The sequence below is a fragment of the Kitasatospora sp. NPDC058190 genome (assembly GCF_042883685.1).
Lineage (GTDB): Bacteria > Actinomycetota > Actinomycetes > Streptomycetales > Streptomycetaceae > Kitasatospora.
Genome location: NZ_JBHVVI010000259.1, coordinates 1 through 3,898, shown reverse-complemented (window position 1 = coordinate 3,898; position 3,898 = coordinate 1). Strand labels below are relative to the sequence as shown.

The 3,898-nt window shown below is 68.2% G+C and carries 5 protein-coding genes; 4 read left to right on the top strand and 1 reads right to left on the bottom strand.

Going from position 1 to position 3,898, the window contains the following annotated elements; all coding sequences use genetic code 11:
• Window positions 1-91: 91 nt before the first annotated feature.
• Window positions 92-895 (bottom strand): helix-turn-helix domain-containing protein, encoded by an 804-nt coding sequence (locus ACFVWU_RS44565; RefSeq protein WP_387632378.1) that lies wholly within the window; start codon window positions 893-895, stop codon window positions 92-94.
• Window positions 896-1,211: 316 nt separating this feature from the next.
• Here ACFVWU_RS44565 and ACFVWU_RS44560 point away from each other — a divergent pair, with 316 nt between their 5' ends.
• The 4 genes from ACFVWU_RS44560 to ACFVWU_RS44545 form a co-directional block, all read left to right on the top strand.
• Window positions 1,212-1,616, top strand: a complete 405-nt coding sequence (locus ACFVWU_RS44560; RefSeq protein ID WP_387632377.1) for a peptidoglycan-binding protein — start codon at window positions 1,212-1,214, stop codon at window positions 1,614-1,616.
• A 133-nt stretch (window positions 1,617-1,749) separates the two neighbouring features.
• A complete protein-coding gene (locus ACFVWU_RS44555; RefSeq protein ID WP_387632374.1) occupies window positions 1,750-2,139 on the top strand; it encodes a peptidoglycan-binding protein in 390 nt (129 codons plus the stop codon).
• A gap of 33 nt (window positions 2,140-2,172) precedes the next feature.
• The gene (locus tag ACFVWU_RS44550; RefSeq protein WP_387632371.1) at window positions 2,173-2,529 is read left to right on the top strand and encodes a peptidoglycan-binding protein; all 357 of its coding nucleotides are present in this window, start codon (window positions 2,173-2,175) and stop codon (window positions 2,527-2,529) included.
• 27 nt (window positions 2,530-2,556) lie between these two features.
• Window positions 2,557-3,898, top strand: a 1,342-nt coding sequence (locus ACFVWU_RS44545; RefSeq protein ID WP_387632368.1) for a peptidoglycan-binding protein, incomplete at its 3' end; no start/stop codon positions are given.

Below are 3,898 nucleotides of genomic sequence, written 5' to 3'. Positions count from 1 at the left end.
GCGGGTACTTCATCTGAGCAGCCATCACAAAGGCTCCCTTCTCATGACCCATCAGGCCATCTCGGGCAACCTTCCGCACCTCGGGGGAACCTCAGCAGCTGGGAGCACGCGCGGCAAGGTTCGGATAGTCGCGCAGCAACCGGCCGATGAGCCAGTCGCGCAGCCCGGTCAGGGTCGGGTCCCACGATCCAACGCTGAAGACGACCGGAACGGGATCGCCGCTGGAACGCGCTGCCAGGTAGTCGAGGACGAACCGCAGCATCAGAACGGTCTTGCCGGAACCCGCTCGGCCGAGCACCACAAGCCGCCCGGACCCAATGCGCCGGTACACGTCCGTGACCTGGGCCAGCCTGCCGTCCAGCGGCAGCGGGCCCGGCGCGGCCTCCGGGGCAGCACCGCTGATGTTGCCCCAGTGGTCCAACAAGCCCTCAGGCGCCGAACGCCACCGCACGGGCAACGGGAACGGGTCGTGGATCCGACGCTGCTCCTCCTCACGCATCCAACGGCTGTGCACATCGTGTGCCAACGACTGGGCGACGTCGCCCAGGGCACCTCGAGGCGCCAGCACGCCGAACGCGACCGGGCCGGGCACCGGCTCGTTCAACGGAGCGCGCACTTCGGAGGCATCCTCCGTGGCGGTACGGCCAACAGCGGAAGTCGTGTCGCGGTACGCGGCCAATAGGTCCTGCAAGACGTCGTCGCGATCGCGTCCCAAGGCATCGGCCAGGGCGTAGGCGACCTGCTTCACCGTTCCCATCCGTGCGTCAGTGGGCTTGCCGGTCTCCAACCGGTGGAGGGTGCGCACCCCCAGCCGGGCAAGCGATGCCAACTGTTCCTGCGTCAGCTTCGCCTCAAGCCGCAACTCACGAAGCAGGGGACCGAACTGGCTGCTCACTTCGACGCACTCGCTCCTGTCACGGATCTTCCCTTCACGGCAGATGATCACTCTACTGGGGCCGCATCACCGTGCCAGGCTGCCCGGCCATATGTGGCCGGTCCAATGGCCTGGTGCGCTGACTAGCCAGAACACCAGCATGGTCACCCGGGTCCCCTGGCTCTCTGCTGTGCCTGGAACAGGCTCGGCTCCGCCAAGCCCCGCTCCGGCGCCTCGGCACACCGACGAATTCGGTCTCTGGGGCAGCGGCCGGGCCGGCGGCCACCACTGGTGACAGCGCGCGCCGTCACCCCACTCCTAACAGAGGAAAGCAACGATGCGGTTCGTACGGAAGATCCTGGCGACCGGGGCCACCCTCGCGGCTGCCGGAACCATGCTGGTCACAGCGGTTCCCGGCGCACACGCCGCCACCGGCCTGTCCTCCCTGCGACAGGGCAGCAGCGGCCTGGGCGTCGCCTGCGCACAGTGGGAGGAGAACAGGTACTTCGACTCCACCCAGATCGCGGTGGATGGCGACTTCGGGCCCGCCACCTACAACTCAACCGTCAACTACCAGGCCCAGCTCGGGCTGCAGGCCGACGGAATCATCGGCCCGAAGACCGGTGACGTGATCGCGTCCGGAATCCTGCAGACACTCAAGCTCTATCCGTCGGCCAACTACCAGTTCTGGCGGGGCTACTGGCTCAGCGACTGCTACGGCGCCGTACCCACCGACTGGTGAGTGTGAGTAGTCCCAGACCGCTCGTCATGAGTTCGGGCGGGCAGATACCCAACGTAGAGACAGCCGCCGACCTGGTGGGTGGCGAGCTTGCACCTCACCCACTGCCACTACGAGACGATCCGGGAGATCGACCATGAAGCTCATACGAAAGATCCTGGCGACCGGGGCCACCCTCACGGCTGCCGGAACCATGCTGGTCACAGCGGTTCCCAGCGCCCACGCTGCCACCGGCCTGTCCTCCCTGCAGCAGGGCAGCAGCGGCCTGGGCGTCGCCTGCGCACAGTGGACCGAGAACGTCTTCCTTCAGCCGAAGACCCCCCTCTCGGTGGACGGCGACTTCGGGCCCGCCACCTACAACGCAACCGTCCAGTACCAGCGCGAAAACGGGCTCGCACAGGACGGCATCATCGGCCCGAACACCGGCAGCACGATTATGTCGTTCATCAACAGTTTCAGTGACGCTCAGTTCTGGAACGGCCACCGGCTGAGCGAGTGCTACAACGCCGTCCCCACTAGCTACTAAGCCATCGACACTCACTCACCTCCCGAGGGAAGCATGAAGATCACCATACGAAAGGCCGGCCCCGTCGCCGCCGTGCTGCTGATCGCGTCAGCAGCAACCACTGGCCTCGCTGGCTCCGCCTCCGCCGCCCCGGGCGCCTCCTGGCTCGGTTACGGCTACACGACCTCCGGGCCGGGTGTCCGGTGCGCCCAGGCAGCGATCAACTCCTGGGACGGTGCCGGGCTCTCACAGGACGGCGTCTTTGGCCCAGACACCGAAGCGGCGGTACGCCAGTTCCAGTCCGAGCGTGGCCTCAGGGTGGACGGCATCGTTGGCCCGCAGACCGGCGACCTGCTCTGGCAGCAAGTCAGCGACAGCAACTGCTACGCGTACCTGCCGACCAGCCACTGACGGCCGATCGAGACCCGATGCCGTCCAGTGCGTTCCCGCACAGTTAGAGCTCGCGCAGCCGGCGAAGAACATCTCGGCCTGCTCCTGGTCCTGATCGTCACCGCCGCCGGTGTCCAGAACCTCGCAAGCGGCAAGCAGGTCCTGGACACCCTCGCCGTCCAGTGGTCCACGGTGACAAAGGCATGGGTGGACGCCGGCTACAACAACGCCGTCGTCAAGCACGGCGCCACCCATGGCATCGATGTCGAGGTCGTGGCCCGGGACAAGGAGCAGAACGGCTTCGTCGTGCAGCCGATCCGCTGGCGCGTGGAGCAGATCTTTGGGATCACGATCCGGTACCGGCGGCAGTGGATCAAGTCCTGCCAGCAATTCCTTCTGACGAATCATCATGGACGTGGAGAACCCCCTGTGAGTGCCCTCCTTCCCACCCGGCGCCGGTTGTCGCTGGGCTTGGCCCTGGCGGCCGTGCTGACGGGCGTCGGCGCGTACACTGCCTCCGCCGCACCCGCGGCCGCGCCGACCCCGATACCCCTGACCTCCTCGGCCTGCCCGGCCGACCTGCAGCAGGGTGAGGTCGACGGCTGCGTCACCCAGCTCCAGCTGGAGCTGAACCTGACCGGTGCCCAGATCACCGTGGACGGGCAGTTCGGGCCCGGCACCGACACGGCCGTACGCAGCTTCCAGGCCGCGCACGCCCTGGGCGTCGACGGCATCGTCGGGCCGGCCACCAAGTCGGCGCTCGACGCGGCGGCGGCCGCCGCCTCCGGCACGGTGGACCTGCGCACCCAGTGCGGCGACCTGCAGACCGGCGCCAGCGGTGCGTGCGTCAGCACCCTGCAGACGATGCTGAACTCGTTCAACGCGGGCCGCCTGACCGTGGACGGGCAGTTCGGCCCCGCCACCGACACCGCCGTGCGCAACTTCCAGGCCTCCCACGCCCTGACCATCGACGGCGTCGTCGGCAACGCCGTCAAGAACGCCCTCTACACCAGCACCCCCGCGCCGCTGCCCAGCGGCGCCGTCGACTCCGCCAAGGTCCTGAACGCGGCGAAGTCGTACCTGGGCGTCCCGTACGTGTGGGGCGGCGGCCACTCGCTGCGCGGCGAGGGCCCCGGTCCCTCCCTGGGTACCTGCGACGGCTACACCGGCTCGATCCAGCCCTGCCCGGCCAACACCACCGCCGGCCTGGACTGTTCCGGCCTGGTGCGCGCGGCCTTCTGGTTCGGCGCCGGCATCGACCTCGCCAATGGCGGCGACACCACCAAGCAGACCCTGGACAGCCACCTCACCCCGATCACCGAGTCCCAGCGCCGCCCCGGCGACGTCGAGTACTTCGGCACCGACGCCCACAACACCGTGCACGTCGTCC

Bases quoted from the DNA above. Each gene is read 5' to 3' on its own strand.
- ACFVWU_RS44550 (WP_387632371.1), top strand. From the start codon at position 2,173: ATGAAGATCACCATACGAAAGGCCGGCCCCGTCGCCGCCGTGCTGCTG.
- ACFVWU_RS44560 (WP_387632377.1), top strand. From the start codon at position 1,212: ATGCGGTTCGTACGGAAGATCCTGGCGACCGGGGCCACCCTCGCGGCT.
- ACFVWU_RS44555 (WP_387632374.1), top strand. From the start codon at position 1,750: ATGAAGCTCATACGAAAGATCCTGGCGACCGGGGCCACCCTCACGGCT.